The sequence below is a fragment of the Rhizobium binxianense genome (genome assembly GCF_028994275.1).
GTDB classification, from domain to species: domain Bacteria; phylum Pseudomonadota; class Alphaproteobacteria; order Rhizobiales; family Rhizobiaceae; genus Rhizobium; species Rhizobium binxianense.
Genome location: NZ_CP118713.1, coordinates 2,797,901 through 2,822,693, shown reverse-complemented (window position 1 = coordinate 2,822,693; position 24,793 = coordinate 2,797,901). Strand labels below are relative to the sequence as shown.

36 protein-coding genes are annotated in these 24,793 nt (G+C 60.1%); 30 read left to right on the top strand and 6 right to left on the bottom strand.

Features of this window, described 5'->3' with window-relative positions:
• The first annotated feature begins 51 nt into the window (after positions 1-51).
• Both PO860_RS22260 and PO860_RS14035 read left to right on the top strand, forming a co-directional pair.
• The gene (locus PO860_RS22260) at positions 52-264 is read left to right on the top strand and encodes a hypothetical protein (protein ID WP_342466557.1); all 213 of its coding nucleotides are present in this window, start codon (positions 52-54) and stop codon (positions 262-264) included.
• Positions 265-363: 99 nt separating this feature from the next.
• Positions 364-1,312, top strand: a protein-coding gene (locus tag PO860_RS14035; RefSeq protein ID WP_273885870.1) for an IS630 family transposase whose coding sequence is annotated in 2 segments (ribosomal slippage) — positions 364-699 and positions 701-1,312 — 948 coding nt in all. Because the reading frame shifts where the segments join, the coding sequence is not laid out codon by codon here.
• Here PO860_RS14035 and PO860_RS14030 read toward each other — a convergent pair.
• Both PO860_RS14030 and PO860_RS14025 read right to left on the bottom strand, forming a co-directional pair.
• The gene (locus PO860_RS14030; protein ID WP_430523280.1) at positions 1,302-1,508 is read right to left on the bottom strand and encodes a PIN domain-containing protein; all 207 of its coding nucleotides are present in this window, start codon (positions 1,506-1,508) and stop codon (positions 1,302-1,304) included. The two genes, PO860_RS14035 and PO860_RS14030, sit on opposite strands and share 11 nt — an antisense overlap.
• Complete coding sequence (locus PO860_RS14025; protein ID WP_183608096.1) at positions 1,508-1,750, bottom strand: type II toxin-antitoxin system VapB family antitoxin; 243 nt, start codon at positions 1,748-1,750, stop codon at positions 1,508-1,510. Before PO860_RS14025 ends, PO860_RS14030 begins: the two co-directional genes overlap by 1 nt.
• Positions 1,751-1,922: 172 nt before the next feature.
• Here PO860_RS14025 and PO860_RS14020 point away from each other — a divergent pair, with 172 nt between their 5' ends.
• From PO860_RS14020 to PO860_RS13955, 14 genes are all read left to right on the top strand, one after another.
• Positions 1,923-3,110 carry a glycine C-acetyltransferase gene (locus tag PO860_RS14020; protein ID WP_273884284.1) on the top strand — a complete coding sequence of 396 codons (1,188 nt, stop codon included), beginning with the start codon at positions 1,923-1,925 and terminating at the stop codon, positions 3,108-3,110.
• Between the two features lie 180 nt (positions 3,111-3,290).
• A complete protein-coding gene (tdh, locus tag PO860_RS14015) occupies positions 3,291-4,328 on the top strand; it encodes an L-threonine 3-dehydrogenase (protein ID WP_273881148.1) in 1,038 nt (345 codons plus the stop codon).
• Between the two features lie 10 nt (positions 4,329-4,338).
• Positions 4,339-4,686, top strand: coding sequence for a GFA family protein (locus PO860_RS14010; protein ID WP_273884283.1), 348 nt, complete (start codon positions 4,339-4,341; stop codon positions 4,684-4,686).
• Positions 4,687-4,736: 50 nt separating this feature from the next.
• Positions 4,737-4,931, top strand: coding sequence for a hypothetical protein (locus tag PO860_RS14005; RefSeq protein WP_183608099.1), 195 nt, complete (start codon positions 4,737-4,739; stop codon positions 4,929-4,931).
• A 221-nt stretch (positions 4,932-5,152) separates the two neighbouring features.
• The gene (rpoD, locus tag PO860_RS14000; RefSeq protein WP_183608100.1) at positions 5,153-7,210 is read left to right on the top strand and encodes an RNA polymerase sigma factor RpoD; all 2,058 of its coding nucleotides are present in this window, start codon (positions 5,153-5,155) and stop codon (positions 7,208-7,210) included.
• A gap of 242 nt (positions 7,211-7,452) precedes the next feature.
• The gene (locus tag PO860_RS13995) at positions 7,453-7,746 is read left to right on the top strand and encodes a GYD domain-containing protein (RefSeq protein WP_018242976.1); all 294 of its coding nucleotides are present in this window, start codon (positions 7,453-7,455) and stop codon (positions 7,744-7,746) included.
• 164 nt (positions 7,747-7,910) lie between these two features.
• On the top strand, positions 7,911-8,651 hold the full coding sequence (locus tag PO860_RS13990) for a DUF930 domain-containing protein (protein WP_275037877.1): 741 nt from the start codon (positions 7,911-7,913) through the stop codon (positions 8,649-8,651).
• Between the two features lie 85 nt (positions 8,652-8,736).
• On the top strand, positions 8,737-9,834 hold the full coding sequence (locus tag PO860_RS13985) for a DUF930 domain-containing protein (RefSeq protein ID WP_273884359.1): 1,098 nt from the start codon (positions 8,737-8,739) through the stop codon (positions 9,832-9,834).
• A gap of 101 nt (positions 9,835-9,935) precedes the next feature.
• Positions 9,936-10,097, top strand: a complete 162-nt coding sequence (locus PO860_RS13980) for a hypothetical protein (RefSeq protein ID WP_273881145.1) — start codon at positions 9,936-9,938, stop codon at positions 10,095-10,097.
• Between the two features lie 102 nt (positions 10,098-10,199).
• Positions 10,200-10,997 carry an APH(3') family aminoglycoside O-phosphotransferase gene (locus tag PO860_RS13975; RefSeq protein ID WP_273884281.1) on the top strand — a complete coding sequence of 266 codons (798 nt, stop codon included), beginning with the start codon at positions 10,200-10,202 and terminating at the stop codon, positions 10,995-10,997.
• Between the two features lie 78 nt (positions 10,998-11,075).
• Complete coding sequence (locus tag PO860_RS13970; RefSeq protein WP_273884280.1) at positions 11,076-11,882, top strand: AraC family transcriptional regulator; 807 nt, start codon at positions 11,076-11,078, stop codon at positions 11,880-11,882.
• A gap of 82 nt (positions 11,883-11,964) precedes the next feature.
• Complete coding sequence (locus PO860_RS13965) at positions 11,965-12,864, top strand: DMT family transporter (RefSeq protein ID WP_275037876.1); 900 nt, start codon at positions 11,965-11,967, stop codon at positions 12,862-12,864.
• A 128-nt stretch (positions 12,865-12,992) separates the two neighbouring features.
• A complete protein-coding gene (locus PO860_RS13960) occupies positions 12,993-13,391 on the top strand; it encodes a DUF427 domain-containing protein (protein ID WP_273884278.1) in 399 nt (132 codons plus the stop codon).
• A gap of 72 nt (positions 13,392-13,463) precedes the next feature.
• Entirely contained in the window at positions 13,464-13,697 is a 234-nt protein-coding gene (locus PO860_RS13955) for a DUF6894 family protein (protein WP_168255511.1), read from the top strand.
• A gap of 167 nt (positions 13,698-13,864) precedes the next feature.
• Here the strand turns inward: PO860_RS13955 and PO860_RS13950 are convergent, their stop codons facing one another.
• A complete protein-coding gene (locus tag PO860_RS13950; RefSeq protein ID WP_273884277.1) occupies positions 13,865-14,110 on the bottom strand; it encodes a DUF6894 family protein in 246 nt (81 codons plus the stop codon).
• 134 nt (positions 14,111-14,244) lie between these two features.
• Here PO860_RS13950 and PO860_RS13945 point away from each other — a divergent pair, with 134 nt between their 5' ends.
• The 7 genes from PO860_RS13945 to PO860_RS13915 all read left to right on the top strand — a co-directional run bounded on the left by PO860_RS13945 (position 14,245) and on the right by PO860_RS13915 (position 18,895).
• Entirely contained in the window at positions 14,245-14,964 is a 720-nt protein-coding gene (locus PO860_RS13945) for a Crp/Fnr family transcriptional regulator (protein WP_273884276.1), read from the top strand.
• A 136-nt stretch (positions 14,965-15,100) separates the two neighbouring features.
• A complete protein-coding gene (locus PO860_RS13940; protein ID WP_273884275.1) occupies positions 15,101-16,321 on the top strand; it encodes an MFS transporter in 1,221 nt (406 codons plus the stop codon).
• Between the two features lie 103 nt (positions 16,322-16,424).
• Positions 16,425-16,997, top strand: a complete 573-nt coding sequence (locus PO860_RS13935; RefSeq protein WP_210305792.1) for a DUF922 domain-containing Zn-dependent protease — start codon at positions 16,425-16,427, stop codon at positions 16,995-16,997.
• Between the two features lie 95 nt (positions 16,998-17,092).
• A complete protein-coding gene (locus tag PO860_RS13930; RefSeq protein WP_273884274.1) occupies positions 17,093-17,446 on the top strand; it encodes a DUF1428 domain-containing protein in 354 nt (117 codons plus the stop codon).
• Positions 17,447-17,521: 75 nt separating this feature from the next.
• Positions 17,522-17,944 carry a secondary thiamine-phosphate synthase enzyme YjbQ gene (locus tag PO860_RS13925; RefSeq protein WP_183608110.1) on the top strand — a complete coding sequence of 141 codons (423 nt, stop codon included), beginning with the start codon at positions 17,522-17,524 and terminating at the stop codon, positions 17,942-17,944.
• Between the two features lie 127 nt (positions 17,945-18,071).
• Complete coding sequence (locus tag PO860_RS13920; protein WP_097620343.1) at positions 18,072-18,374, top strand: hypothetical protein; 303 nt, start codon at positions 18,072-18,074, stop codon at positions 18,372-18,374.
• 167 nt (positions 18,375-18,541) lie between these two features.
• On the top strand, positions 18,542-18,895 hold the full coding sequence (locus PO860_RS13915; RefSeq protein ID WP_183608356.1) for a hypothetical protein: 354 nt from the start codon (positions 18,542-18,544) through the stop codon (positions 18,893-18,895).
• 368 nt (positions 18,896-19,263) lie between these two features.
• Here PO860_RS13915 and PO860_RS13910 read toward each other — a convergent pair whose 3' ends face one another.
• Positions 19,264-20,004 (bottom strand): SIMPL domain-containing protein, encoded by a 741-nt coding sequence (locus tag PO860_RS13910; protein WP_273884273.1) that lies wholly within the window; start codon positions 20,002-20,004, stop codon positions 19,264-19,266.
• A 182-nt stretch (positions 20,005-20,186) separates the two neighbouring features.
• Between PO860_RS13910 and PO860_RS13905 the strand changes: the two genes are divergently transcribed.
• From PO860_RS13905 to PO860_RS13890, 4 genes are all read left to right on the top strand, one after another.
• Positions 20,187-20,648, top strand: coding sequence for a GNAT family N-acetyltransferase (locus PO860_RS13905; RefSeq protein ID WP_273884272.1), 462 nt, complete (start codon positions 20,187-20,189; stop codon positions 20,646-20,648).
• 14 nt (positions 20,649-20,662) lie between these two features.
• The gene (locus PO860_RS13900) at positions 20,663-20,818 is read left to right on the top strand and encodes a hypothetical protein (protein ID WP_273884271.1); all 156 of its coding nucleotides are present in this window, start codon (positions 20,663-20,665) and stop codon (positions 20,816-20,818) included.
• Between the two features lie 70 nt (positions 20,819-20,888).
• Positions 20,889-21,440: a hypothetical protein gene (locus PO860_RS13895; protein WP_336314506.1), complete on the top strand. Its 552-nt coding sequence runs from the start codon at positions 20,889-20,891 to the stop codon at positions 21,438-21,440.
• A 464-nt stretch (positions 21,441-21,904) separates the two neighbouring features.
• The gene (locus PO860_RS13890; RefSeq protein ID WP_246718305.1) at positions 21,905-22,096 is read left to right on the top strand and encodes a hypothetical protein; all 192 of its coding nucleotides are present in this window, start codon (positions 21,905-21,907) and stop codon (positions 22,094-22,096) included.
• A 300-nt stretch (positions 22,097-22,396) separates the two neighbouring features.
• On the opposite strand, the gene PO860_RS22255 is transcribed toward PO860_RS13890, so the two are convergent.
• Positions 22,397-22,606 carry a hypothetical protein gene (locus PO860_RS22255; RefSeq protein WP_097620350.1) on the bottom strand — a complete coding sequence of 70 codons (210 nt, stop codon included), beginning with the start codon at positions 22,604-22,606 and terminating at the stop codon, positions 22,397-22,399.
• Between the two features lie 251 nt (positions 22,607-22,857).
• On the opposite strand from PO860_RS22255, the gene PO860_RS13885 reads away from it, so the two are divergent.
• The 3 genes from PO860_RS13885 to PO860_RS13875 all read left to right on the top strand — a co-directional run bounded on the left by PO860_RS13885 (position 22,858) and on the right by PO860_RS13875 (position 24,189).
• The gene (locus PO860_RS13885; RefSeq protein ID WP_272782034.1) at positions 22,858-23,022 is read left to right on the top strand and encodes a hypothetical protein; all 165 of its coding nucleotides are present in this window, start codon (positions 22,858-22,860) and stop codon (positions 23,020-23,022) included.
• Between the two features lie 172 nt (positions 23,023-23,194).
• Positions 23,195-23,425, top strand: coding sequence for a hypothetical protein (locus PO860_RS13880; protein WP_246718322.1), 231 nt, complete (start codon positions 23,195-23,197; stop codon positions 23,423-23,425).
• A 137-nt stretch (positions 23,426-23,562) separates the two neighbouring features.
• A complete protein-coding gene (locus tag PO860_RS13875) occupies positions 23,563-24,189 on the top strand; it encodes an outer membrane protein (protein WP_273884270.1) in 627 nt (208 codons plus the stop codon).
• A 208-nt stretch (positions 24,190-24,397) separates the two neighbouring features.
• Here PO860_RS13875 and PO860_RS13870 read toward each other — a convergent pair whose 3' ends face one another.
• A complete protein-coding gene (locus PO860_RS13870; RefSeq protein WP_273884269.1) occupies positions 24,398-24,685 on the bottom strand; it encodes a DUF1236 domain-containing protein in 288 nt (95 codons plus the stop codon).
• Positions 24,686-24,793: the final 108 nt, after the last annotated feature.

The window sequence follows — 24,793 nt, the reverse complement described above, 5'->3', positions numbered from 1 at the left end:
GGAGATCGGTGATGGTCGCGATCCCGGAGCCTTTGGTCAGGCAAGGTCTGTGTGGAGGAAGTCGTTGCCTTTGTAGAGAAGGCGCGTTTTCAGCGCTTTGGCGCAAGCATAGGCAAAGCAATCGCCGAAATTCAGGTCTGCCCGATGACCAATGACTTTTCCATAGCTCATGCTTGCAGACAGTGCATATTCGCCGATCTCATGCGAGATCGAAATTTCTTCGAGATTGAGATCTTCGGCGAATGCGTCAACCGCCTCGGCTGACGCCCTTAGAGCGGTTCATTGCTTATCGGAATCGAGGTGGGATTCCCAAATCAGCAGAATTGTGATTCATCCTGGGTGCTGGAATGGAGGCCAGCATCGATGACGCGACCTTATTCGAATGATCTTCGTGAACGCGTAGTGGCTGCAGTTGCAGGCGGTCAGAGCTGCCGGGTGGTGGCTGAACGGTTCGACATTGCCGTCTCCTCTGTGGTGAAGTGGTCGCAGCGCCATCGGGTAACCGGCAGCGTCTCGCCCGGTAAGATGGGTGGCCATCGCCGGCGGGTGCTGGAGCCGCATCGCGCCTTCATTGTCGAGCGGATCGAGCAGATCTCGCACCTGACGCTGCATCGGCTGAAGGACGAACTGGCCGCCCGCGGTATCGCCGTCTCCCATAATGCCATTTGGCAGTTCATGCGCCGTGAAGGTCTGAGCTTCAAAAAAAACGCTATTCGCCCTTGAGCAGGGCCGTGCCGACATTGCCCGGCACAGGCAGCGCTGGAAGACTTGGCAAGCCCGCTTCGATCCGAAGCGGCTCGTCTTTATCGACGAAACTTGGATCCGCACCAACATGGCGCCGTTACGCGGCTGGGGACCGAGGGGCAAGAGGCTGCGCGGCTTTGCCCCACATGGACGCTGGCGCACACTCACTTTCCTCGGCGCTCTGCGCTGTGATCGGCTCACTGCGCCCTGCGTCTTCGATGGCCCAATCAATGGCGAGTGCTTCGAGGCTTATGTCCGCCAACAGCTGATCCCGACACTTAAGCCCGGCGACATCGTCATCCTCGACAACCTCGGCTCTCACAAAGCTAAGGCCGTCCGCGATGCCATCAAGGCGGCCGGCGCCAGACTATGGTTCCTGCCGAAATATTCCCCTGACCTTAATCCGATCGAACAGGCATTCGCCAAGATCAAACATTGGATGCGCCAGGCCCAAAAGCGAACCGTCGACGACACCTGGCGTCATCTCGGAGACCTCGTCGGCACCATCAAGCCTGACGAATGCGCAAACTACTTCACAAACGCTGGCTATGCTTCCGTCAAAACGTGAAACGCTCTAGAAGTTCGGGTGGCGTTTTCCTGCCTGTGGGCGTCTTCTGCCGTGCGAGCGCCTGGATAGCCTCGAAACGGACAAGGGGCGAGATGTGCATAATGGGATCGCCCGATGCCGCCAGAACCTTCTCAAGTTCTTCATGGCCGGGCTCTCGCGCAAGAATGGCGACGATTGCTGATGCGTCGATAAACATCAGCTACCCCACATTTCGTCGCTGAATTTCTTCAGGTCGAATGACGGGTCGTTTGCTCCCATCGCGTCCGCCAGCGATTTTGCGCGCGTGAGGCGTTCATGCAGCGGCCGGCTTTGCCGCGCGCGCGTAAGCTCATGATGGAGGGCCGTTCGCACGGCGTCGGTTTTTGTTGCAGCTTTGGTCAGGCGCTGCAGCTCACGCGCAAGCTCATCTACTGCAGGGTCTCGAATATAAAGGGCCATGGTAATATTCCTTCTGCATATACGGATATCACTTTTGAATATTCATTTCAATTTCTCTCACTGCCGACCTTTCCTTGTGAAAATATTTCGTACCGGATCGGCGACATCAGCACTTGCTTTGTGCTAATTGCAGCGCCCATCGGAGGACGTTTTGGGGACAAGGGCGTTTACAATGACAAAAGCATTTCTCTCCCACCTGCAATCTGAGCTTGCCTCTCTTCAGGATGCCGGCCTCTACAAGTCCGAACGCGTTATCACCTCGAAGCAGGCCGGGGAAATCGCCGTTGTTTCCGGCGAGCGGGTGCTGAATTTCTGCGCCAACAACTATCTCGGCCTTGCCGACAGTGAGGAACTGGCCGAGGCCGGCAAGCAGGCGCTCGATCGCTATGGCTACGGCATGGCCTCGGTGCGGTTCATCTGCGGCACGCAGGAGGAGCACAAGCAGCTCGAAGCGCGCATCTCCTCCTTCCTCGGCATGGAAGACACGATCCTCTATTCCTCCTGCTTCGATGCCAATGGCGGCCTGTTCGAAACGTTGCTGTCCGAGGAGGACGCGATCATCTCGGATGCGCTGAACCACGCCTCGATCATCGACGGCGTCAGGCTTTCGAAGGCCAAGCGATTCCGCTACGCCAACAATGATATGGCGGCACTCGAAGAGGAACTGAAAAAGGCTGAAGGCAGCCGCTTCAAGCTGATCGCCACCGACGGCGTCTTCTCGATGGACGGCATCATCGCCAATCTCGGCGGCGTCTGCGATCTCGCCGAAAAATACGGCGCGATGGTCATGGTCGATGACAGCCATGCCGTCGGGTTCGTCGGCAAAAATGGCCGCGGCTCGCCGGAACATTGCGGTGTCGAGGGCCGGATCGACATCATCACCGGCACGCTCGGCAAGGCGCTCGGCGGTGCATCGGGCGGCTATACCGCGGCGAAAGCGGAAGTCGTCGAATGGCTGCGGCAGCGCTCGCGGCCCTATCTGTTCTCGAACACGTTGGCGCCGGTTATCGCGGCGGCCTCGCTGAAAGTTTTCGACCTCATCGAAAACGGCGATGCCTTGCGCAGGCGTCTTTCCGACAATGCGGATCTTTTCCGCATGGAGATGACCAAGCTCGGTTTCACCCTTGCCGGCGAAGGACACCCGATCATTCCCGTCATGCTGGGTGACGCCAAGCTTGCCCAGGACATGGCGAGCCTGTTGCTGAAGAAGGGCATCTATGTGATCGGTTTCTCCTTCCCCGTCGTGCCGAAGGGCCAGGCCCGCATCCGCACGCAGATGTCGGCGGCGCATTCGCGGGCGGATGTCGAGCGGGCGATTGCGGCTTTTGCCGAGGCAGGACGGGAATTGGGTGTAATTTGAGAATAGGGCTTGGCCCTCACTCTAACCCTCTCCCCGTAAAAACGGGGCGAGAGGACGTGCCAAACGCAGCGTCCAGGGTTGATGAAACCGGTGCGGCATACCCCTTCGCCCCGCTTGCGGGGAGAAGGTGCCGGCAGGCGAATGAGGGGCAGGAATAGGCACTGACCAAGGAATACAGATATGTCGAATATGATGAAGGCGCTGGTCAAGTCGAAGCCGGAAGTCGGGCTCTGGATGGAGAATGTGCCGGTGCCCGAGGTCGGGCCGAACGATGTGCTGATCCGGGTGAAGAAATCGGCGATCTGCGGCACCGACGTGCATATCTGGAACTGGGACCAGTGGGCGCAGAAGACCATTCCGGTGCCGATGGTGGTCGGCCATGAATTCTCCGGCGAGATCGCCGAGATCGGTTCGGCGGTCACCCGTTATCATGTCGGCGAGCGGGTTTCCGGCGAAGGGCATATCGTCTGCGGCAAGTGCCGCAATTGCCGGGCGGGCAGGGGGCATCTCTGCCGCAATACGCTCGGCGTCGGGGTCAATCGGCCGGGGTCCTTCGGTGAGTTCGTCTGCATTCCCGAAAGCAATGTCGTGCCGATCCCGGGCGATATATCAGACGAGATTGCCGCAATCTTCGATCCGTTCGGCAATGCCGTGCACACGGCGCTTTCCTTCGATCTCGTCGGCGAGGACGTGCTCGTCACCGGCGCCGGGCCGATCGGTATCATGGGCGCGCTCGTCGCCAAACGTTCAGGCGCCCGCAAGGTCGTCATCACCGATATCAATCCGCACCGGCTGGATCTCGCGCGCAAGCTCGGCATCGACCATGTCGTCGATGCCTCCAAGGAAAACCTGACCGATGTGATGAAGGCGATCGGCATGACGGAGGGTTTCGACGTCGGGCTTGAAATGTCGGGAGCGGCCCCGGCCTTCCGCGACATGATCGACAAGATGAACAATGGCGGCAAGATCGCCATTCTCGGCATTGCGCCTGCTGGTTTCGAGATTGACTGGAACAAGGTGATCTTCAAGATGCTCAATCTCAAGGGCATCTATGGCCGCGAGATGTTCGAGACCTGGTACAAGATGATAGCCTTCGTCCAGGGCGGCCTCGATCTTTCGCCCATCATCACCCACCGCATCGGCATCGACGACTTCCGCGACGGCTTCGAGGCGATGCGGTCGGGTAACTCCGGCAAGGTGGTTATGGATTGGATGTGAGGAGGACGACATGATTTATGAAGGAAGCTGCCATTGCGGCAACGTGGCTTTCGAGGTCGAAGGCGAATTCACCGAGGCGCTCGATTGCAACTGTTCGCTCTGCCGCCGGCGCGGCGGGCTTCTCGCCTTCGTGCCCCGCGACAAGCTGGTGCTGAAGACGCCCGAGGCCAATCTCTCGACCTATACTTTCAACAGGCATGTCATCCGGCATCACTTCTGCGCCAATTGCGGCATCGCGCCGTTCGGCGAGGGCGTAGGCCCGAACGGTGCGGCGATGGCCTCGATCAATTTGCGCTGTATTCCTGCGGTCGATCTCGGCGCGCTGACGGTGACGGCCTACGATGGCAAGGCAAAATAGCCAATATTCGTCTGGACAGAGGCGAATAGATCGCCGGCAGGACTGCAAAAATGGCCGAAACAACTGCAGCGCAGGCAAAATTCTTGCTGCCCTTGTCTTTTGTTCGCCGCCTCTTAAATAAGGTTCGCAATCGCTGCCGCGGTTCAAAGCCTGTGGATAAGGCTTTTTCCGATTTTTCGTGGGCTTTTTTTGTGGAAAAGCTTGACGAGAGCAAAAAATGTGGGAATCACCGTTCGACTTGTTGAAACGGTGAACTGGGTCAAGGCGGATCGCGCAACCATGGCCGGAAATCCAAAAGCAAAGAAGCTTTGCTGTCCGGTGCCGGCTATCGTGGTTAATCAGGCTTTAAATGTCATCCCGTTAGGTGGGCAAAGGTGATTCTGGGCGGCGCGTGCGATGCGTCAGGCCCTGAGACGGCCCATTCACCGTAGCGAGATTGGATAGCGTCAGGAAGGCGACGATATAAATGGCAACCAAGGTCAAAGAGAACGAAGACGCGGAAGTCGAACGCGACGGCGCAAGCGACGGCCCTCTTCTCGATCTTTCCGACGACGCGGTCAAGAAGATGATCAAGGCCGCCAAGAAGCGCGGCTATGTGACCATGGACGAGCTCAACGCAGTCCTGCCGTCCGAAGAAGTGACGTCCGAGCAGATCGAAGACACGATGTCGATGCTGTCCGACATGGGCATCAACGTCATCGAAGACGAGGAAGCTGAGGAAGCCGGTGCTTCCGGCAGCAGCGATGACGACGATAGCGGCGGCGACGAAGAGAGCGAAGGCGGCGAACTCGCGCCTTCGAGCGGCACGGCGCTTGCGACCGCCAAGAAAAAAGAACCGACCGACCGTACCGACGATCCTGTTCGTATGTATCTGCGCGAGATGGGCTCGGTGGAGCTTCTCTCCCGCGAGGGCGAAATCGCAATCGCCAAGCGCATCGAGGCCGGCCGCGAAACGATGATCGCAGGCCTCTGCGAGAGCCCGCTGACCTTCCAGGCGCTGATCATCTGGCGCGACGAGCTCAACGAAGGCACGACGCTGCTGCGCGAGATCATCGATCTCGAAACGACCTATTCCGGTCCTGAAGCCAAGGCTGCGCCGCAGTTCCAGAGCCCCGAGAAGATCGAGGCCGACCGCAAGCTCGCCGAAGAGAAGGAAAAGACCCGTCGCGCCCGCTCCGGCGACGACGACATCACCGATGTCGGCGGCGAAGGCCTGCCTCCCGAGGAGGAGGAAGAGGACGAGGACGAATCCAACCTTTCGCTGGCGGCGATGGAAGCCGAGCTTCGCCCGCAGGTGATGGAGACGCTGGATACGATCGCCGAGACCTACAAGAAGCTGCGCAAGCTGCAGGACCAGCAGGTTGAGCAGCGGCTGTCGGCTTCCGGCACGCTGTCGACCGCCCAGGAGCGCCGCTACAAGGAGCTCAAGGATGAGCTCATCAAGGCGGTCAAGTCTCTGTCCTTGAACCAGAACCGCATCGACGCTCTGGTCGAGCAGCTCTACGACATCAACAAGCGCCTCGTTTCCAACGAGGGCCGCCTGCTGCGTCTGGCCGAATCCTACGGCGTCAAGCGCGATAGCTTCCTGGAACAGTACCAGGGCGCCGAGCTCGATCCGAACTGGATGAAGTCGATCGGCAATCTGGCCGCCCGCGGCTGGAAGGAATTTGCCCGCGGCGAAAACACGACGATCCGCGACATCCGCCAGGAAATCCAGAATCTGGCGACCGAGACTGGTATCTCGATTTCGGAATTCCGCCGCATCGTCCATATGGTGCAGAAGGGCGAGCGCGAAGCGCGCATCGCCAAGAAGGAAATGGTCGAAGCGAACCTTCGCCTGGTCATCTCCATCGCCAAGAAATATACGAACCGCGGCCTGCAGTTCCTCGACCTCATTCAGGAAGGCAATATCGGCCTGATGAAAGCGGTCGACAAGTTCGAATACCGCCGTGGTTACAAGTTCTCGACCTATGCGACATGGTGGATCCGTCAGGCAATCACCCGTTCGATCGCCGACCAGGCCCGCACGATCCGCATTCCGGTGCACATGATCGAGACGATCAACAAGATCGTCCGCACGTCGCGCCAGATGCTGCACGAGATCGGTCGCGAGCCGACGCCGGAAGAACTGGCCGAGAAGCTGGCCATGCCGCTCGAAAAGGTCCGCAAGGTCCTGAAGATCGCCAAGGAGCCGATCTCGCTCGAAACCCCGGTGGGCGACGAAGAGGATTCGCATCTCGGCGATTTCATCGAGGACAAGAACGCGCTGCTGCCGATCGACGCCGCCATCCAGGCGAACCTGCGCGAGACGACGACCCGCGTCCTCGCCTCGCTGACGCCGCGCGAGGAACGTGTGCTGCGCATGCGCTTCGGCATCGGCATGAACACCGACCACACGCTCGAAGAAGTCGGCCAGCAGTTCTCGGTCACCCGCGAACGTATCCGTCAGATCGAGGCGAAGGCGCTGCGCAAGCTGAAGCATCCGAGCCGCTCCAGGAAGCTGCGCTCGTTCCTCGACAGCTAAGGGGCGATACAACCTTTACGATTGCGAAAGCCGGGCTTCATGTCCGGCTTTTTGCTTTTCGTCCTTTTCCACGGCTGCACACTTTTGGGCGACACGCCTAGTACCAATGATCCCGGCGGCTTTCTTGTCGCTCGGTGGTGACAAGATTATAGTCCGGCCACGGGGGAAGAAATCGATCGCGATGCGCGAGCGAGGACCGACGCATGCCCGTGTCGGGCGAATCCTCCGGTGGGAGGTGCGAAATGACCACTTACATTGTGTTGATCAACTGGACGGACCAAGGTGTGCGCAACGTTCGCGACTCGTCAAAACGGCTGGATGCGGCGAAGAAACTGCTCGGCGACATGGGCGGCTCCTTCAACCAGTTCTTTCTGACGATGGGCGGCCACGACATGGTGGCTGTCTGCGAAGCGCCTGACGATGCCGTCATGGCGCGGTTTGGCCTCTCGCTGGCGATGGGCGGCAATGTCCGCACTCAGACACTGAAAGCATTCCCGGAGGCCGCCTATCGCGAGATCATCGGCTCGCTTGGTTGATCGCGACAAAGGAGCTATCGGCGATCCTAAACGTTGCGCAATGCGCGTCAGACTGGCACTGTCGTTCTGTCATTAATTCCTGGTGGCGCGTCGGCAGGCTCTTGATGAAAGCGTTCCTGGGTTTCATGGCCGCCTTCGATTGCCCGACAGCTGTTTCCTGAGCGATGGCACTGGTGTGGGAAAATCGGGATGAAGGCATCGAGCGGGGCGCTTTCGCCTCGTTCGGGCTGCATGCCGTCATGCTTGCGCTGCTGCTCCTGCTGCTTCCGAGACCTGAGCCGCCGGCACCGCTGCAGGACGAGGGCATTACGGTCGATATCGTTCCCGAGGTGGCCAAACCTTCAGCAATAGCGCAGCCGGTCGCCACGCCTGCGCGCATTGCGACAAAGCCGGATGTGAGTGCGTCGGTCCAGGAGATCGTTCCGCCGCATCAGGAGAAGGCGCTTGCGGTCGTGACGTCGCCCGAAGTGGCTTCCGCCCCTCCGGTGCCCCCGAAGCCTGATGCGTTCGTTGAGACGGGCCAGCTGTTTTCGGAGATGGTGTTGTCAGATCCGCGCAGCCGGCGCGCCCGCGAAGCGCTGCGTGGTCTTGCCGACGGCGAGCGCAATCTGCAGCTCTGCGACCTGGAGGCGCTGGAGCAGGTCCGCCGGGCGCGGCCTGATATGCACCCCGATGCGCTTGCGCCCTATGCGATGGCGGCGGAGAAGGTCAACGGCAACAGCGTCGAGGTGAGGGGAGGCGCCTTCCGCAGCCAACGCAAGTGGTACAACATTCAGTTCAAATGCGGGCTTGATGCCGTCTCCGGCAAGGTCGCGTCCTTCGCCTTTCTCGTCGGTGCTGCCATTCCACAGAGGGAATGGCAGCAGCACAATCTGGTGGCCGACGATGGAGCCGCCGACCAATGACACTACAGCGCCGCGCGTCTTTTCAGACGCGCAAAGGACGCTGTGGCACTTTAAATGGCTGCTGCGATCACGCGGTTTTTTTCTTTTGTGGCTTGATGCTGCCGGTTTTAAAGGCCACATCGCTGCTGTGACAGAAGAAGACGTGGAACCAGCGGAAACGCAGCACGAAACGGGAAAGCAGCGGCCTGAAATCCGTTGGGGCATCGTCGCGTCCGTTGCTGCGCACATTCCCATCGTTGCTCTTCTCATTTTCGGGCTGCCGAAGATCGAGCCGAAACCCGCCGAAGACGAGAGCGTCAAGGTGGAGCTCGTTCCGCCGCCGGAGGAGAAGAAACCGGATCCCAAGCCCAAGGAAAAGCCACCGGAGCCGAAGCCGCCGGAAGAAGCCAGGAAGCAGCCACCACCTCCGCCTCCGCCGCCACCTCCTCCACCGCCGGTTAAGAAGGTGCCTGAGCAAGCGAAGCCGATGCCAACCCTGAACCCTGTCATCGAGTTTGGCGACAAGAATAGCGGTCCCGAAAAGTCGTTGGCGGGAAATTCTTCTCAGGGCGAAACCAAACCAGCAACAACCCCACCGGAGCACGATGCGGAACCGGAGCAGATGCCGACACAGGCTGCTGCGGAAAAACCTGAAACTGAGACGCCTGCTTCAAAGCCCGTCCCAGATGATGTGAAGCTTCCAGAGGTTGCGACAACAGACGTTTCTCCGAAGCCCAATGGGCCGCCGACAGACGTGTCTGGCGAAGCCACGACGAGTATCGAGGAGGCCAAACCGCCGGAGCAGAAGATCGCTGAAAAGCCGAAAGCAGTCGCTAAAAACAACGATCTGCCGAAGGCAAAAACGCTGTTTTCGCGCATGGGAGATGGCAATTTGCTTGCGCAGACTGCGATCGATGGCCTTCCGCGCAAAGAGCGGGTGGCCACGCTTTGTACTACCGAGCTTCAGGGCCAACTCGTTCACGGTTCGCCGAGTTATTTCCCATCCGCATTGCCTAGTTTCGGGTTGCGCAGCGGTACCGTCCTTGATGTCCCGGATGCAGCCTTTGGCACAGCGAAAGGCTGGTACCACGTTCGTTTCCGCTGCGAGCTGGATGAGGGAGCTACGAAAGTCGTGTCGTTTGCCCACGAAGTTGGCGGATTGATCCCCCGCAGTCAGTATGCGAAATATGAAATTCGTGACTAGTCCTCGCCATCCTGAATTGCAGGAACAAGCCACACGCAAGGAACCGCACCTAGCCTCTTCTCATGGCCGTGATGGTTACGGTGAAGAAGAGGACAAATGATATGTCGAACGAGATCGAACATTTTTTCGAGCGCCAGGATGAAGCTATGAGCGCGCTGTTCCTGGAAAACAAAGGCGACGAGCTGACCGATATTCTGGTGGCGGCTCTGGAAGAGGCTTTTGAAATCCTTCTCGAAGCCGCGCCTCCCGAAACTGTTCATTGAGGTCCCAGAGGGCGTCCAGCGCGGATATGCGCGGTCTGATCGGGTCGCTTGCGGAGCATCGCCTTGTCCGGATAATGCGGCAGCGTCAATGGCACGGATATCATGTCGATTTCACAAGAAGATCAATCGCCGTCAGCGGGCAGGCTTGATGCCAGTCTGGTCGGTTACCGGTTCGAACGCGATGTGCTCGGACGTTCGGCGGCGAGCGTCTTCCGGCTGGCAGCTCCCGGATTGCCGACGCTTTATCTGAAGGTCGAACAGGCCGGCCCTTTCGGCGAACTCGCCGACGAGGCAGCCAGGCTTCGTTGGCTCAAGGCCTCCGGTCTGCCATGTCCCGATGTCATTGCAGAGGACAGTGACGGTTCGTACAGCCGGCTGCTGATCAGCGCCCTGCCGGGAACCGACCTTGCCAGTGCATCGGCGCTGACGCCGCTTGCGCGGGTCGAGCTGCTGGCTGCAGCCCTTCTCGATCTGCATCGTCTGCCGATCGCTTCCTGCCCCTTCGATCATCGTCTGGAGAGACGCATTGCGGCGGCGAAAGCGCGGATGCAGGCCGGCATCGTCGACGAAACCGATTTTGATGCGACGCGGCTTGGAAAGAGTGCCGAAGCCCTGTTTGCCGAACTCGAAAGCAGAAGGCTGGGCCGCGAGGATCTCGTCGTTACCCATGGCGATGCCTGCCTGCCGAATTTCATTGCCTCCGAAAAGGGATTTTCCGGCTATATCGACTGCAGCCGCCTCGGTGTCGCCGACCGCTATCAGGACATCGCACTCGCCTGCCGCAGCATCGCCCACAATTTCGGCGAGGCGCTGGTGCAGCCCTTCCTGGATCGCTACGGCATGCCGGCCACGGATCCGGCAAGGCTTGATTATTATCAGCTGCTCGACGAATTCTTCTAGGCAGGCATCCTAGCCGCACGATTGCGTCATCTCACGGCGGCTGGCAGAGTGCTTGGTGATCGGACCTGCGGACAGACGATGGCGAAAAACCAGTTCAGGATGTTGCGCTCGGCGCTGACGGGCGTCGAGGCGGTGGAAGCGGAAACGCATCACAGCTTCAGCAGGCACACGCATGAGCAATTCGGCATCGGCCTGATGTCCGCCGGTGCGCAGTCGTCGCTCAGCGGCCGCGGCATGGTGGAGGCAGAGGCCGGCGACATCATCACGGTCAATCCGAACGAAGTGCATGACGGCGCGCCGATCGGAAAGGGACGATCATGGCGCATCCTCTATTTCCATCCCGCCATCGTCACCGGTTTGGCGCAAGAGATCGGCCAAGGCGGGGCAGGGCGATCGGAAATTCCGCGTCCCGTCATTCGCAACCGCGCGATCGCCGCCCGCTTCGAAAGGCTGTTTAGTGCGGTGACCGGCGATGGAGCGGCCGACGGGCTCCTCAGCGAGGAATTACTTCTGCAAATTGTCGCCGATGTCATGCGCGAGCGCGGCGGTTTCGAAGCGAGGCCAGCAGTGCCGACGTCGATCCGCGCGGCCCGAGAGCTGATCGATGACGATCCGCTTGCCGCCGTCTCGCTTGCCGATCTTTCCCGGCAAAGCGGACTCAGCCGTTTCCAGGTGCTGCGCGGTTTTGCCAAGGCGACCGGCCTGACGCCGCATGCCTATCTCGTCCAGGCCCGCATCCATATCGCAAGGCGGCTGATCGCTCAGGGCATGCCGCTGGCTGAAGCGGCCTTTGCCAGCGGCTTTGCCGACCAAAGCCACATGACGCGCGTTTTCGTGCGCAAATATGGCCTGTCGCCCAGCCTCTATGCCGGCGGCTTTCTCTGAGCGCCTGCATGCGCCTGCAATTTCGTTCAAGACCCTGATCCATCCCTGCTGTTTGCTCGGCGCGTCCAACAGGAGACGCCGAATGTCGAGACAGGTTCAAGGTTATCTCTATCTGGCGCTGGCGATGCTGACGGTGGGAAGCACGGTCATCGCCAGCAAGCTCATCGCATCAGGCCTGCCGCCGTTCAGCGCCACCGCCTTGCGCTTCGCCATCGCCTTTCCGGTCTTTCTCGTGCTGATGCGGGCGGCCGAGGCGCGGCTGCCGAAGCTCTCCAGACATGACGGCCTCATCCTCATCATTCAGGCCGGAGCCGGCAGCGTCGGTTATACGACGCTGCTGATTTCCGGCCTCAGCCTGACCTCGGCAGCGGATGCCGGCGTCATCATCGGCACGCTGCCGGTGGTGTCGGCGGCAATCTCCATCCTGCTGCTTGGCGAACGGCCGCAGCGTGGCCTGCTTTTCGCCGTGGCGCTGGCGACGGCAGGCGTGCTGTCGATCGCCTTCTCGCCGGAGGCGGCCGGCGGATCGCTCTCCGGCAATGCACTGATCTTCCTGGCAGTCGTCTGCGAGGGATTGTTCATCCTGCTGAACAAAAGGCTGAAGACGGAGATTGCGCCGCTTGCCCAGTCGACGCTGATGACCGGTATCGGCTTCCTCGTCGCCGACATCCCGGCTATTTTCGAAGCGCCTTTCTCACATGGTATTTCCGGAAGTGCTGTCGCCGCCGTCGTCTATTATGCGCTGGTGCCGACCGTCGGGGGATTTCTGCTTTGGTATGCCGGCGCCGAAAGGGTGAGCGGCACGGAGGCCGCGCTCTTCACCGCGCTTGCCCCGGTTTCCGCCGTCATGCTTGCCTTCACCATCCTTGGCGAGCCGGTCGAGCTTAACCAGATCGCCGGCATCGCCTGCGTGCTTGCCGCCGTGCTCGGCCTGGCCCTTGCCGGGCGCCGTGCTGCGATGAAAGCGACAGGCGGAGGGTAGACGGTGCGGTTCAGCCATTGCGATGCGATATGGCAGGTCTTTCACGAACTTCGCGCCGACGTGCCCTTGGGCCGGCGGCATGTTCGCCCTATCTCCATGGGGCCGATATCTCCTGGAGACGAACCACCATGTCAGACAAGACGATCAAGATCCCGGGACCGGACCATCCGATCACCGTCGAGTACAACCCCTCCCGCGTCGTCGTCACGCTTGGCGGCAAGACCATCGCCGACACTCACGATGCGCTGACGCTGCGCGAGGCCTCCTATCCGCCGGTGCAGTATATCCCGCGCAGGGACGTGGACATGTCGCTGCTTCAGCGCACCGACCACAGGAGTCATTGCCCCTATAAGGGCGATGCCTCCTATTACAGCATCATTGCCGGCGGCGAGCGCTCGAAGAATGCCGTCTGGACCTACGAGGCGCCGAACGCCGCGGTCAGCAATATCAAAGACCATCTCGCCTTCTATCCCGATCGCGTCGACGGCATCGAGGAAATCGCCTCTCCGGAAGCCGGCACCTTCTGACGCGCATTGAACCCGTTCCGGCGGAACATGTTTGCCGCCGGGCCGTTAGGCTCGTCTAGCGGGGGATGTGTCGTGCCGAAATTCTACTTTCAACTCTTCGATCGGGATGGTGTCGGGGCGACCGAGACGGGATATGATTTCGACTCTATCGAGGCTGCCAAAGCGGAAGCGCGGCGCGTGCTCGCGGAGATGGCCGCCGAAGGCCTGCCGACTGCGCCTTTGAATATGATGTCGGTGGAACTCTTCGATGAAAGCCGGCGGCCGCTCGCGGAAATCCGGCTGATTCTCGAAGAAATTGCGAAATAGCAGCCACAGGCATGCCGGCCTGTGAATGCCTGTCGATCTGCCAAGGCAATCGAAAGACTATGTCAAATTTAATTGCCGGTTATGAAGGCGGGTCTTAGCGTCGCGTCACAATCGACCGAGTCGGATTGGTGCGTATGTGACCGGCGGCAGCCCTTAAACGACGGCCGCTATTGCAAGACGTCGAGCCATTCATTGTTGAAGACGAGGCTGGCGACCGTGACCGGATCGCCCTTCTCGTTGCGAACGGTGATGGCGATCGTCATGCGATCACCCGCCGGCAGTTCGTCACGGGCCACATCCAGCAGGATGCGGGTCACTTCTTTCGGAATGTCTTCACGAGATCTGAGCTCGGTGCCGTGCTCATCGCGCGTCGGACCTTCCCCGTTGTGTAGATCGAAATAGTAGCGAGCCATGTTTTTTCCCTGCGCGTCACAGGAGAAATCACAGATGAAGACAATTGTTCCCGAGGCTAGGCATTGATTCTTATAGAAAAAACGAGGTCGCATCGAAATCGGTCAGGCCGCCTGCGATATTGGCGGGCAAGCCCGTGATTGAATCCTTGCTGCTCAACCTTGGAAGCCGTGATGTGCTGTCGGCCGAGGAGGAAAGCCATCTCAGAGCGATTATCGTCAAAGACAGGTATTTTGCTGCCGGAGAGGATCTCGTCTCCGAAGGAAGCCGGCCTGGCCATAGCACGCTGCTGCTCGATGGTTTTGCCGCGCGCTACAAGGTGATGGCCGATGGCAGCCGACAGATCACCGCACTGCATGTTGCCGGCGATTTTGTCGATTTGCACGCTTTCCCGATCAAGAAGATGGATCACGGCATCGTGGCCCTGTCGTCCTGCCATGTCGCCTTTGCCGATCACGCCGACCTCAGGGCAATCACCGAGCGCATGCCGCATTTGACCCGGCTGCTCTGGCTCGACACGCTGGTCGATGGTGCCATCCATCGGGAATGGATCGTCGCCATGGGCCGGCGCTCCAAACGCGCCCATATCGCTCATCTCGTCTGCGAACTCTTCGTGCGGCTGCAGGTGGTGAAGCGGACGCGCGGCGCAAGCTTCCAGTTTCCGTTGACGCAGATCGAGATGGCCGACGTGCTCGGCGTTTCCGTCGTCCATCTCAACAAGACGCTGCAGGCGCTGCGGCGGGAGGGTGTGTTCACCTGGGAAAACCGGACGATCACCATCGTCGACTGGGAGCGCCTGCAGGAAATTGCCGAATTCGATCCCGGCTATCTCAGCATCTCCAGGGAGCCGCGCTAAGACCGAGGTATCACACAATCCGGTGACACCAGCTCATTGCGATTGACAATTCGTCCATTCGGGCAGAACACCGCTCCGATCCTCTTGAAAACTCTTATGAAGGCTGGCGCGACCGTGGCCGGCCGGTGACATCGCAATGGACATATCCCAAGGACCGGGGAGCGTTCTTCGCCACCCCGGCTATCTGAACTTCGCTGCCTCCCGCGTTTTTTCCTCGCTTTCCTTCCAGTCCATTGGCATCGCCATGGGATGGATGATCTACGATCAGACGCACAGCGCCTTTGCGCTCGGCCTCGTCGGCTTCTGCCAGTTCCTGCCGATGGCGGTGCTGACCTTCGTCGTCGGCCATGTCGCCGACCGGTTCGACCGGCGGCGCATCGGTCTCGTCTGCCAGTTGATCGAGGCGGTGACGGCGCTGGTTCTGGCGATCGCCACCTGGCAGCAATGGCTGACGCCGGCCGGCATCCTGGCCGCCGTCACGGTGCTCGGCGCCGTCGTCGCCTTCGAGCGGCCGACCATGGCGGCGCTGCTGCCGAATATCGTGCCGGCCTCGATGCTGCAGAAGGCGGTCGCCACCTCAACCTCGATGATGCAGACGGCGCTGATCATTGGCCCGTCGCTCGGCGGCCTGCTCTACGGCCTGAACCCTGTCGCGCCCTTTGCCATCGCGGCGCTGCTGTTTGCCGTTGCGAGCTTCAACGTCATCTCGATCCGCATGCAGTGGGCGCCTGCCAGGCGCGAGCCGGTGACATTAGCCTCGGTCTTTGCCGGCGTCTCCTTCATCCGCAGCCGGCCCGTCATGCTCGGCACCATCTCGCTCGATCTCTTCGCGGTGCTGCTCGGCGGCGCCACCGCGCTGCTGCCGATGTTTGCCAGGGATATCCTGCATGCCGGCCCGTGGGAGCTCGGCCTGCTGCGCGCCGCGCCGGCGATCGGCGCGCTCGCCATGTCGATCGTGCTTGCCCGCCGGCCGCTCGAGAGCAATGTCGGGCGCAAGATGCTTGTCGCCGTCGCGGTGTTCGGCGTCGCCACCATCGTCTTCTCGCTGTCCACCAATATCGTGCTTTCGGTCGCCGCACTGCTTGTCGTCGGCGCCTCCGATACGGTGAGCGTCGTCGTGCGCAGTTCGCTGGTGCAGCTCCTGACGCCGGACGAGATGCGCGGCCGCGTCAGTGCCGTCAACTCGCTGTTCATCGGCACCTCCAACCAGCTCGGCGAATTCGAATCCGGTATGATGGCGGCCGTGCTCGGACCGGTCGCCACCGGTCTCGTCGGCGGGCTCGGGACCATCGTCGTCGTGCTCTTGTGGATGCGGCTTTTCCCCGATCTCACCAAGGTCAAGACGCTGCAAGGCTGAAACATGCACGCCGCGTTGAAAGTGGAAGACGGTCCCGCTAGGGTCCGCGCGAACCATTAACCGGCGGGGGCCGCGCGTGACGAAAACTTTTCTAACCTATGCAATGGCGGCGGTTTTCGCCTTGGCGCCGGCCGCCGCGCTGGCCGAATGGCAGGCGATCGAAGAGGTGCGGCCCTATTCGATCTCCGGCAAGACGGGCGCCGAGCTCTACGAATCGATCGGGGCGCGGGGCCCCAAGGCCGGGGTCACCGGCCGGGTGATCGCGCATACGACCTTCAAGCTGACCTGGACCCGGAAATACGAACCGCAGGGCAATGCCTGCGTGATCACGACCAACCGGCCAAAGCTCATCATCACCTATACGCTGCCGAAACCGGCGGCTGCACTGCCGGCGGCCGTCGAGAGCAGTTGGGAGAGTTTTATATCAGGCGTTGCGGCCCATGAGCGGGTGCATGGTGAAACCATCAAGGAGATGGTCAAGGAGATCGAGGCGACGAGCATCGGCCTCACCGTTGCCGACGACCCCGACTGCAAGAAGATCCGGATCGAGCTCACCCGCCGCCTCGGCGAGATCTCCGCGAAGCAGCGCCAGCGCGGCCGCGACTTCGACAAGATCGAAATGGGGGACGGCGGCAATATCCAGCAGCTCATCCTCAAGCTGGTGAATGGGCCCTGATTGCCTGAAAGAGGCTCCCGGCGCTTCATCCCTGGACCGGCCCGGCCGGCTTCCTATCTCCTCCGCAATCACAGACACGCGAGAGGAGGAGTGCAATGTCCTATGTCGATGGTTTCATCGTCGCGGTACCGAAGGAAAATGTCGAGGCCTATAAGAAATTCTCGACCTTCGCGGGCACGATCTGGAAGGAATATGGCGCGCTCGAATATGTCGAATGCATCGGTGACGACGTGCCCTATGGCGAGCTGACCTCCTTTCCCCGCGCCGTGCAGGCGAAGGAGGACGAGGTGGTGGTGTTTTCCTGGATCGTCTACGGCTCGCGCCAGGAACGTGACGATATCAATGCCAAGGTGATGGACGATCCGAGGCTCAAGGGCGACCAATGGCAGATGCCGTTCGACGGCAAGCGGATGATCTATGGCGGCTTCGAGACGCTGATCAAGCTCTGACGCGGTGTTCAGCGTTGACTTGTCGGTCATGGCGCGCCAACTCGCGGCGATACGATTCCGAGATGGGAGAGCGCCTTGCCCCAAACGATCCTTACCCTGCCCACACGCGGACAGGGCCTTTACGAATTCACCGACCAGGCGGAGGCCTTCGTCAACGCCGCGGGGCCGGAGGAGGGGCTGCTCACCGTCTTCGTGCGCCACACATCCTGTTCGCTGCTGATCCAGGAAAATGCCGATCCCGATGTGCGCACCGACCTTCTTTCCTTTTTCCGCCGCCTGGTGCCGCCGGCCTCCGATGCCTCGATGGGCTGGGTCGTGCACAGGGCCGAGGGGCCGGACGATATGCCGGCGCATATCAAGGCGGCGCTGACTCAGGTCTCGATCGGTATTCCAGTCGCGCGCGGCCGGCTGATGCTCGGCACCTGGCAAGGCCTCTATCTCTTCGAACATCGGGACCGCCCGCACCGGCGCGAAATCGTGCTGCATCTCGGCGCCTGAGAGGATCAATCCTTCTGAACGCAAACTGAATGTGCGGTTCGAACACCGTTCAGTTTGCCGCGGTTACTGTCGAGACAATCCCTGAAGGGAGAGTCGCAAAGACAAGAACAAACCGACGGAGATACTCATGACGCATTTCCTCACCAAGGCTTGCCTCGCCGCAGTGCTCGCCCTCGGCGCCGTTCCGGCCACCGTTTCCACGGCAGCCGCGGGACCGCAGACGAACTTCGTCGTCGAGGCGCAATACCATCGGCCGATCCGCGGCTGCTCGCCGATGCATGCCGTGAACAAGGCGCGTGATTACGGCCTGCGGAGAGCGCATGTCACCCGTATGTCGCCGCGCGTCGTCGTCGTTGCCGGGCGCGACCGTCGCGGCTGGGACAGAATGGTCTTCGCCAATGTCCGCGGCTGCCCGCTGATCCGCCGCTAAGATATTAAGGCGGCAAGCGCCGACGAGCCCTGCCGCCGTTTTGCCTTGACTGCGCCACTTTCCGCCGTCTCTTCTCTAATCCGTATGAGTGATTCCCAATGACGCTTCGGCGTGATGCGGGGGGAGCGCGGCTCGACCGCACCGACTATAGAACGAAAGGTTTTTCGATGATGCAGTTTTTGGCAAAGGCGGGTCTTGCCGTCATGCTGACAGCCGGCACGCTTGCCGGCACGGTGGCGCCTGCCGCCGCCCAGTTGAATATCATTATCGGCGATCAGGACCGTGATGCGCCGCGGGACTACCGCCGTCCGCTTCCGCCGCCGGGCTTCGAACGTCGCGGCCGCGGCTGCGATCCGCGTCTTGCCGAAGATATGGCCCGCGACTACGGCTTCCGCCGCGCGCGCGTCGTCGATATCACCCCGCGCCGCGTCATCGTCCAGGGCTGGACACGTCGCGGCCCCGGCGAGATGAGCTTCGGCAACGTCCGCGGTTGCCCCGCGCTGCGCCGCGGATATCAATAGAATACCGCCTGCACGTCTAAACGACGTGCGCCGCTGCAAAAGCCGCCTTTGCCGGTCTCCCGATCGGCAAGGGCGGTTTTCTCTTTTGGGATTGGTTTGCGCTCGGTTTGACTGCGCTCTTTCTTCCGGCATTGTCCCGGGCTGTACCAATGCAAAACCCCTCCCCAACCGCTCCCCACAAGGGGGAGGGGCTAAGCTCTGGTCCCCGGCGGCGATCAAAAGCAGAGGTTTTGCCGGCTGTTTCCGTTCTACGGATTGCGACGATAGAGGTTATGTGAAGCGGTGCGCCACGTTAGCCCCTCCCCCTTGTGGGGAGGGGTCTTGGGTAGCAGCTGGCGCGAACAGCATCGACACGCGGCGCCTCCATTTTACTGCTCGATTGCGAAAGTCACGGTGACGCTGACATTGTAATTGTTCTCGCCGCTCTGGACGGGAACGGCAGAATCCCCGGCCTCCTTCATCATCGTGGCGCGATAGACCGGCTGCGGCATGGCGCGCGGCACATTCTCGTTGATTTCGATGATGCGGCCGAGTTTGACGCCGGCGGCTTCGCTCAGCGTCTTCGCCTTCTTGACCGCCTCGGCGACGGCGTTCTTGCGTGCCTCTTCGATCGCCGCTTCCGGCTTGTCGTTGGTGAACTGGATGTCGCCGCCCTGGTTGATGCCGAGCGTGACGGATTGGTCGATGACCTGGCCGAGCTTGGCGAGATCGCGCAGCCTAACGGTGACCGAATTGATCGTCTGGTAGCCGATCAGCTGCGGCTGCTGCTGCTGGCCGTCGACCGGCTGCGGATAATTATATTGCGGCTGGATGGAAAAGCCGGAAGTCTGCAGATCGCGCTCGGCAATGCCGCCGTCCTTCAGCGCCTTCAGCACCTCGTTCATCGCCTTGTTGTTCTCATCGAGGGCTTCGCGGGCGGTCTTTGCCTGCTTGACGACGGCGAGATTGACGATGGCCATATCCGGAGCCACGGCCGATTCGCCATCGCCCGTCACCGAAATCACCGCCTCGCGCGGTTTTGCCTCCTGCGCCAAAACAGGCGCTGCGCTGCCAAGCGGCAGGGCCAGAAGGGCAGTCATCAGAAGTGTCTTGGAAAGAATCGGCGCCATGTTTCATTCCCTAGTTGTCGTTTCCCGGATGAACTTTCTGTCGGTTGATTGTGAAGCTATTGCGGCGGAGAAGATAGGCGCATGCGCATCGCGAGAAAAATGTCTGAGATGCCTGCGTTGGAGTTTGCGCCGGAAGGGCGTCGGCTGATCCTTAAAAGCTGAAAACGGCTGGACCGGAACCGATGGGTCGCTATCCTACGGCGATCATCGATGATGAGGAAACCATGTTCGAAACCCTTGATCCCGTTCCGCCTGAGATCGCAACTGCGATTTCCGACGGCCTGACTGCCTTCAACGAGAGCGCTGAGATCAGACGTGAGGCGTTCGCCATCGTCTGGCAAGAGAATGGAGGGCTTACTGCCGGAATAACGGCGTCCGTTTCCTTCTCGATTCTTTTCATCGGCAATCTGTGGGTGGCAAAATCGCTGCGGTTGAGCGGCATCGGCACGAAGTTGATGGCGGCGGCGGAAGAAGAAGGGCGCCGCCGCGCCGCTGTAACGGCCTGCGTCGACACGCTCTCGACCCAGGCGCCGGACTTTTACCCGAAACTTGGATATGTCGAATTCGGCAGGATCAGCGGGCACGCCGCAGGCCGGCCTGTCGACCGGATCTGGTTCCGCAAGGAACTCTCCGTCGCAGCCTGATCAGGACCGCTGGCATGACCGATGCCGGCGAACGTGCGCTAGAGATCGGCGTGCTCGATTCCATCATCTGGCTCGATAGGTGTGGCCGCGGCACACCGGTAAAGCTGCAAGCAAACAATTGCATAAACCAACGTGGCGAGGCGACCGCTTCCCAAATCCCGCAAACCTGATAGCAAATATGGCGGGTTAAGGAACAAGCGGCGGCCGCAGAGCACACGGTGTGGCCGGCAAGGGGGCAGCATGCGATTCATGGCAATTCTTTCGATCAGCCTCACCATCGGTCTGGCGGGGTGCTCTCAAGTGGCGGAAAAGGCTGAGAACGCCGCCAACCGCTCTTACACCAGCTATGCGCTGGGCAAACCCTATGCGGAGATCGCCAATCTCGGCCAGTCGCCGATGGCGCGGCTTTCCGGTTCCGAAGCGACCTTCGGGCCGATGATCGGCGCGACGCCATTGAAAAACGGCATGACGATCTACCGGCATATGGCGCCGGCCGCCAGGACCGAGACCGGCACGAATTTCGCCGGCCTGGTCGGCAGGTCCACCGTTTCTGAGAATAACCGGCTTTCCTATTTCCTGGTGGGCGCCGACGGGATCGTCAAGGATTGGGCCACGGGCTCCGTGCAGGGCAGCGCCAGCGACTGCGTGCAATATATCGGCGGCATCATCAATCGCTGCAACGACATGCGGCAGCTCCAGGCCTCGCTCGCGCTCTATGATATCAGGGTGGCGACCAAGGGCGGCCACCCGATTTCCAGCTGGGGCGAACCGGCTGCACCTGTCGTGAACTGAGGAGGAGGGCCGGCCGGGATAAGGTCGTTTGCCTTACCCGGTGGTCAGCGGAGGCGTTGGCGACTAGGCGCCGAAATCATCCATGAAGGATGGATGGATGGCGGGCTTACGTTCTTCGCGCGCGTCGCGAAAACGCTGGGGAACAGCGCCGAGACCGCTGACGAAACGGCTCAGGAGCCGGCGATTGAAAAGTTTCTGTATGGCACTCATAGCAGTTCACTCATTCTTTTTTTTGTTAGCCGGCAGCATATATTTTGCTCAACCTGCCATAACAATGGGCAATTTTGCATGACAGTTATGTGACGGTGCATGGGCTTGAAAAGATCGGCGGAAAGACGATCACTTTAGCGTTACGAGAGGCCGCCGAGAGCAGTCGATTGGCATCAATCAATGCCTGCATTCGCTGTGGCGTGGTAGATTGCTTGGCCGGGGCAAAGCCATGCCCCTGCGAAGGAGAACCTCAGATGAGCCGATTTTTCGCACTTATCGCGACCGGAACGCTGATCAGCCTCGCCACGATCATTTCGGCCTGCACGTCCACCAGCCTCGATCAGACTTCGTCGATCGGAGGCGATTACTATTACGAAAGTCAGCCGCTCAATCCAGCCTGTGGAGGCGGATTCAGGCCTAGCGATGGGCGGTCTTGTAGTTACTAGAAAAGAGGGCTGATCAGCACGACGCCGTGGGACAAGTCAGCGAGTGCTGTCATCGCGCGGAAGCCGATGTTTGACTCAACATCGTCCGTATGGCCCGCTCGATGAGCGGCTAGACCGAGCGAACGGAATTTCCACAGGTCCAAATTGCGGCTGGGCGATTGCGACCAGCTGTCTGCGGCCGGCCGAAATAGCCACTCTATTAGGAACCGCCCGCCGCCGAGACAGTCGGATCTCCGGCTTGGAACCTCACGCAATCGACATCACCGCTTTGGACTTCTGCTTGGCGTCTAAAGTGATCAGTCAGTGAAGCCCTTGCAGTCTGTTTCGCCGCTCTGCCAGCAGTTCATGTTGAACCAAATTCCTGGCATTGTCCGAAAGACCATTCGGCCCCAAGAGCCCAAGTTCGGTAAACCGCGCTTCGATTTCCTTAGGAATGCTATCCGCTTCGTGTTGGCAAAGGCGCACAAGCCACTTCCATTCGTCGCTAGTCATATCCCTGTGAACGACCATGAATAGTTACCCTCCCGAGAACAATGACATCCATTAATAACTACCACAATCGCGATCAAAAGGCAGGTAGCTCGACGATCAGGCTGACGCACGAACGCGAAATTTCCGATCATTCTCGGTAAGTCTCCATAGCCGATAGTTGGCAACGGTGGCGCATACTTCTTGTCGCAGTCCCGCGTGCGATCTTGCAACGAAATATAGAAGTCTGTTTGCGCGGAAGAAAAGCCACATCCCCCGAGGGAGAAGCTCAGATGAACCGATTTTTCGCCTCTATCGCGACCGGCCTGATCAGCCTTGCCACGATCACTTCGGCCTGCGCCTCGTCCGGAAGTCTCGATCAGACTTTATCGATCGCCGGTTACTATCAGGAAAGTCGCCCACTCAACCCAGCCCATGCGGATTGGTTCACTCTGTAATCTCTACAGGCTTGATATAAGTATGTGTGAGATAGCGGCGTTCTCGCCGCCTGATAAATCAAGGCAGAGGTCTGCGGCTTCCAAAAATCTTGGCAACTATTGAAGCTTGGCTCTGTAACGCTGATCGTTTGCCACATGCACCCTTTGAGCCCTTCTGCCCGGCGTCTGGCTGCTGCTACAGCCATGCCCCTTCCAAGGGGAAGTTCAGACGAACCGATTTTTCGCCTTTATCGCGACCGGAACGCTGATCAGCCTTGCCACGATCACTTCGGCCTGCGCCTCGTCCGGAAGTCTCGATCAGACTTCATCGATCGGCGGCGGCTACTATCATGAGGGTCGCCCACTGAACCCGGCCTGCGCGGACGGGTTTAGACCCAGCGACGGGCGGTTCTGCAGTTATTAGCGGGCGCGATACTTGCCATGCCCACTTTGGCGCATATGTTTTCTACCCTATAGTTTTGCGAGTGTGTCTTTAGCGTTACCGCTATTTGTTGAGTTGGGCCGTATCTAGTATGTTGCAATACATGGGGGTAAACGAAAATGAAGCTAACGATCGCCACCACTTTACTAGCACTTGTCGCAACGAGCGCGTTTGCAGCGGATGCCGTGCAGGACGTCCCGGCCGCACCTGTTGCGGCTGCGCCAGCTTTCAGCTGGTCAGGCCCGTATCTTGGTATCGATGGCGGCGCCAGTTGGCTGAACGGTGACTTCAGCGTCGGCGGCGCCAGCGATTCTCAGGATTTCAACGGCGGCGTCTTTGGTGGATTTGCGGGTTACAATTTCCAGTTCGACAACAACATCGTTGTCGGTATCGAGGGCAACCTCGAATACAACTGGAACGAAGAGGAAGCGCTGGGGGCGGACGTTGGGACCGATTGGGTCGGCGCTGTGCGTGGTCGTGTCGGCTACGCCTTTGACAGAGCGCTGCTTTATGGCGCAGCTGGATGGACCGCCACGCGTGGATACGTGGACCTGCCCGGATTCGACAAGGAAACGGAGACCTTCAACGGTTACACTGTCGGCGCTGGTGTCGACTTTGCCATCACCAACAACATCTTCGCCCGTGGAGAGTACCGGTATAACGACTTCGGCAAGAAGGACATTCTCGGCGTTGATGTCGACCTCGACCAGCACGAACTCAAGTTCGGAATCGGCGTGAAGTTCTAAGAACCGTCCGTCGAGCAGCAGTAGAAAAGCCCCACAAAAAAGCAGGGCTTTTTCTGCGTTTCATGGCAACGACGTCATTTGATGCAGCTCGCTGCGGTGGATGCCAAGATGAATTCAACTCTCGCGCGCCGAGCGAACGGCACCTGATGCAGAGGGTGGAATGATAAAGCATCGCGGGCCTTGGAAACAGGCCCGCGACGCTTTCAAGTTATTGGATGACCTCAATCACCGCGCGGGTCTTCGGATTGACGAGCACGCGCTTTTTGTTGACGACCACATAACCGTAATCAGGTTGATCAGGGATTGTGTGGATCTCGACCGTGTCGGGAAGCGCCGTACCGACTACCACGTCACCTTCAAAGGTGACGGATGGCGTTTCCTGTTTTTGGACATAGGTCTTGACCTCGCCAGGGACGACGACCGTCGTCGTCTGCGCGACCGCCGCTCCTCCGAGTGACAGAAACAGCGATACCGCAGAGATGACCAGCGCTTTCATGTTATCCTCCCAGGATCTTGAGTGTCCCGGTAAACGCCACCGATAAGATATAGTTCCTCCGCTACACGGAATGCCTGTGGGCATGTTTAAATAGTCACATCCACTTTC